Consider the following 4,875-nt stretch of genomic DNA (forward strand, 5'->3'; position numbering starts at 1 on the left):
TCGCGACGGTGATCGAGGGTTTGGTGTTCAACCGGCCGAGTATCGCGTTGGTGTCGACGGTGACTGGTGTGCGGGTTGTGGATGAGATGTGTGATCCGTCGTATTGGGTGGGTCAGGTTCGTGAGGCGGTGCGCTTCGCTGACGCTGTTCGAACGGCCGTGGACTTGGGCGTAGTGCGGTTCGCGGAGGTCGGACCGGATGCCGTGCTGTTTCCGATGGTCAACCAGATCCTCGATGGCGCAGAGACAACGGCATTGACGAGTGCGGCTGCAACCGTGGTGGCGTTGGCTCGTCGGGATCGGGCTGATGCTTCGGTGCTGTTGGGTGGGGTGGCCGGGTTGTTCGTCTCGGGTGCCGATGTGGACTGGGCCGGTATGTATGCCGGTACGGGAGCGCAGCGAATTGCTTTGCCCACCTACGCTTTCCAGCGTCGACGGTATTGGATGATCGAAGCGGCCGCTGCTGTCGGTGGTGGGGCTCGGGCGATGGGTTTTGTGGCTACCGAGCATCCTTTGATCTCGGCAGTAGTGTCGCAACCGGATTCCGACGGAGTCGCTCTCAGTGGACGCTTGTCGGTGCAGGCGCAACCGTGGCTGGCCGATCACAAGGTGATGGACACGGTGTTGTTTCCCGGTACCGGCTTTGTCGAGCTCGTTTTGCATGCCGGGGAACAGGTCGGCTGCTCGATTCTGGAAGAGCTGGTGCTGCAAGCGCCATTGGTGTTGCCGGAGACCGGTGGGGTTGCGGTACGCGTGGTGATCGGTGACCAGGACGAGACGGGTCATCGGTCTGTGCGGGTCTTCTCCTGCCCTGACGGTGCTGCGGATACGACGCCATCGTGGACGTTGCACGCGGACGGCGTTCTTGCCCGGGGTGAGACGGTGGCCGATTTCGATCTGGTTTCGTGGCCGCCGGTTGGCGCCACTGCTGTTGATATCGATGGTGTTTACGACGTGCTCGATGCCCAGGGGTATCAGTACGGTCCGGTGTTTCAGGCGTTGACATCGGTATGGCGTGGGACCGAAGGAATCTATGCCGAGGTCGCTTTGCCCGAACAAGCCCGTGCCGAGGCAGGTGGTTTCGGCTTGCATCCTGCGTTGCTCGACGCGGCTTTGCATGCTTTGCGTTCAGCTGGGGATATGCGCACAGATGAAGTCGCGCTGCCGTTCGAGTGGTCGGGCGTCAGTGTGTATGCGGCCGGGGCTGATGCGTTGCGAGTTCGGGTCACTCGGAGAGGTGAGCACGGCGTTGCTCTGGATCTCGCGGATTCGACGGGCGTCCCGGTGGCATCCGTGCGGCATTTTGCGTCTCGACCGATAGATCCCGCGCAGCTCACTTCCGGTGTGTCCGGCGTCCGGAATGCGTTGTTCCAGGTTGGCTGGACACCGATCTCGGTGCCCGAAGTCGAGGTGACCGCAGTGCGGTGGGGGGATCTAGGCGAGGATGTCCCGGCAGTGGTGGTGTTGGACTGTCCGACCGGTAATGATCCGGCTGCGGTCCATTCCGCGACCCACGAGGTTCTGGAGGTTCTTCAGGCCTGGACGACAACGCCTCGATTCGCTGATTCGGTGTTGGTGGTCCGAACCAGTGGTGCGGTATCGGTTGCGGGGGAAGATATTACGAATCTTGCCGGTGCCGCCGTGTCTGGTCTGGTTCGTTCCGCACAGACCGAACATCCTGGCCGGATCGTGTTGATCGACACCGATTCCGGACTCGACGGGTTGCTGGGTGGGGTGCTGGCTGCGGCGGAACCGCAGGTTGCCGTGCGTGATGGACAGGTTCACCTGGCACGTCTGGCCCGAATGACGTCCGCTCAGGCGGCCGCCGCGACGCCCGACGCTTTCGCCTCCGACGACACTGTTCTGGTCACCGGTGCGACTGGGTTGCTCGGTGGGTTGTTCGCCCGGCACCTGGTCACCGCACGCGGTGTGCGTCGTTTGCTGCTGTTGAGTCGTCGTGGTGGATCCGCGCCCGAGGCCGCCGAGTTGCGTGCCGAGTTGGAGCGACTCGGTGCCCAAGTCGAGTTCGTCGCGTGCGATGCCGCTGATCGTGATGCATTGGCTGCGGTACTGGCCAATGTTCCTGCCGGTCATCCACTTACGGGTGTGTTCCACATGGCCGGTGTGCTCGACGACGGTGCGATCGGTTCGCTTACCCCGGACCGGTTGGACACGGTATTGGGCCCCAAGGTCGATGCCGCCCTGCACCTGCACGAATTGACCCGGGACCGCCGGTTGAAGGCATTCGTATTGTTCAGTTCCGTGGCCGGGACGTTCGGCAACGCTGGGCAAGGCAACTATGCGGCGGCCAATGCGTGTTTGGATGCGTTGGCGGCGCATCGCAGGGCGTCCGGTCGGTCCGGGCAGTCCCTTGCGTGGGGTTTGTGGGGCATGGACGGCGGTATGGCCGCCGACCTCGATGCCGTTGACCGGCAGCGGATAACTCGCTCCGGTGTGCTGCCGCTCTCGGAAGAACAAGGTCTCGCACTGTTCGACGTGGCGACCCGGATCGATGCGGCGACGCTGGTTCTTGCCCATGTGGATCTGGATGGCATGCGCGTCACGGGATCGGCCTCGACCTTGTTCACAGATCTGATCCCGCAGCGTCGCAAAGCAGCCTCGGGCGCGGCTGTGGCATTGCGTGCTCGTTTGGCCAACGCGCCGGAAAACGAGCGCTTCGGGGTGCTGGAGGAGATTGTTCGCGGCCAGGTCGCGGCGATCCTGGGTCATCAGAACCCGAATGCGGTCGAGGTGGACAAGGCGTTCAGCGAGTTGGGTTTCGATTCGGTCACCGCTGTCGAGTTCCGCAATGCCCTGAAAACTGTGACGGGTTTGCAGCTGCCCGCGACTCTGGTGTTCGACTATCCGACACCACAGGTCCTGGCCGACTACCTCTGTGAGGAACTCACCGACCACAACTCCGACGAGTCGGCCGATCTGCCGGAAAACGATATTCGTCGAGCCCTTCAAACAATTCCGCTCACCCGTCTCCAGGAGGCGGGCCTGCTGGATGCGCTGATGAAGCTTGCGCAGGGCCAGGAAAGAAATGGCGAAATCGATCACAGCATCGCGGATGAATCGATTGACGCGCTCGAGATCGACGACCTGATCGATCTGGCTTTCAACAGCTCATCCGAGGACTGACTAGGAAGACCTGGAATCAATCATGACGAACCCCGATGACAAGACCCAGAAGCTAGCGCAGGCGTTGCGTGTCTCGCTCAAGGAGACCGAGCGATTGCGTGCTCGAAACCGCAAGCTCGACGCGGCCCTTCGCGAGCCGATTGCGATTGTTGGCATGGCGTGCCGGTATCCGGGTGGGGTGGATTCGCCGGAGGACCTGTGGCGGTTGGTCGCGGAGGGGGGCGATGCGACGTCGGAGTTTCCGGCAAATCGCGGTTGGGATGTAGCACGTCTCTACGATCGAACCGGTCGAACGCCGGGTAGCACCTACACCCGCGAGGGCGGTTTCCTGCATTCGGCTGGAGAATTCGATCCCGCGTTCTTCGGTATCAGTCCCAATGAGGCCGCGTTGATGGATCCGCAGCAGTTCTTGTTGTTGGAGACTTCGTGGGAGGCGTTGGAGCGGTCCGGCGTCGACGCCGGTTCGCTGCGTGGCAGTTCGACCGGCGTTTTCACCGGCATGATGTATCACGACTACCCGGCCAACGCGAATGCGGGAGCTATTGCCTCCGGTCGAGTTTCGTACGTTTTCGGCTTCGAGGGGCCGTCCGTCACGGTGGATACGGCGTGTTCGTCGTCGTTGGTGGCGATGCATTTGGCTGCGCAGTCGCTGCGGTCGGGTGAGTGTGATCTGGCGTTGGCCGGTGGTGTGACGGTGATGGCCACCCCGGAGACCTTCGTCGAGTTCAGTCGTCAGCGGGGTTTGTCGGCGGATGGGCGGTGCAAGTCCTTCGCGGATGCGGCCGACGGTGTGGGGTGGTCCGAGGGTGTTGGTGTCCTGGTACTGGAGCGTTTGTCTGACGCGCAGCGCAATGGTCATCAGGTTTTGGCGGTGGTTGCTGGTTCGGCGGTGAATCAGGATGGTGCGTCTAATGGTTTGACCGCGCCGAATGGTCCCTCGCAGCGTCGGGTCATCCGCCAGGCGTTGGCGAATGCCGGTATCTCAGCGGTCGATGTGGATGTGGTGGAGGCCCATGGCACGGGTACCACGTTGGGTGATCCGATCGAGGCGCAGGCGTTGCTGGCGACGTATGGGCAGGAGCGGGGTGCGGATCGTCCGTTGTGGTTGGGTTCGTTGAAGTCCAATATCGGTCATGCCCAGGCCGCGGCGGGTGTGGGTGGTGTGATCAAGATGGTGATGGCGATGCGCCACGGTGTGTTGCCGATGACGCTGCATGTCGACCAGCCCAGCACCAAAGTCGATTGGACTCGAGGCAATATCGAGTTGCTGACCGAGCCGCAGTCGTGGCCGGAGGTGGATCGGCCGCGTCGTGCTGGTGTGTCCTCGTTCGGGATCAGCGGCACCAACGCTCACGTAATCGTCGAACAAGCCCCTGTGATCGAGCCGGTGGCGGACCCGGTGGCGCGGATCGCTCCGGCTGGAGGCCTGCTGCCCTGGGTGGTTTCGGCGCGTAGTGGTGAGGCTCTTGGCGATCAGGCTGCTCGTTTGATGTCGCATGTGGGCGACCACGATCCGGTGGATGTCGGTTTCTCGCTGGCGTCGACGCGTGGTGTGTTCGAGCATCGCGGGGTTGTGGTGGCCGAGGGTCGTGATGGTCTGTTGGCGGGTGTGCGTGCGTTGGCTGGCGGTGTGCAGGTGCCGGGTGTGGTGTCTGGTCGTGTGGTGTCGGGTTCGACGGGGTTGGTGTTTTCGGGTCAGGGTGCGCAGTGGGCGGGTATGGCCGCTGAGCTC

2 protein-coding genes are annotated in these 4,875 nt (G+C 62.9%); both read left to right on the forward strand.

The features are described from left to right. A partial coding sequence (locus ACIBI6_RS41125; RefSeq protein WP_396960585.1) for a type I polyketide synthase occupies positions 1 to 3,143 on the forward strand: 3,143 nt, incomplete at its 5' end. Positions 3,144 to 3,165: 22 nt separating this feature from the next. Then, positions 3,166 to 4,875 (forward strand): type I polyketide synthase (locus tag ACIBI6_RS41130; RefSeq protein ID WP_396960587.1); only part of this gene is annotated, 1,710 nt, incomplete at its 3' end.

The organism is Nocardia sp. NPDC050412 (assembly GCF_044458825.1).
GTDB lineage: Bacteria > Actinomycetota > Actinomycetes > Mycobacteriales > Mycobacteriaceae > Nocardia.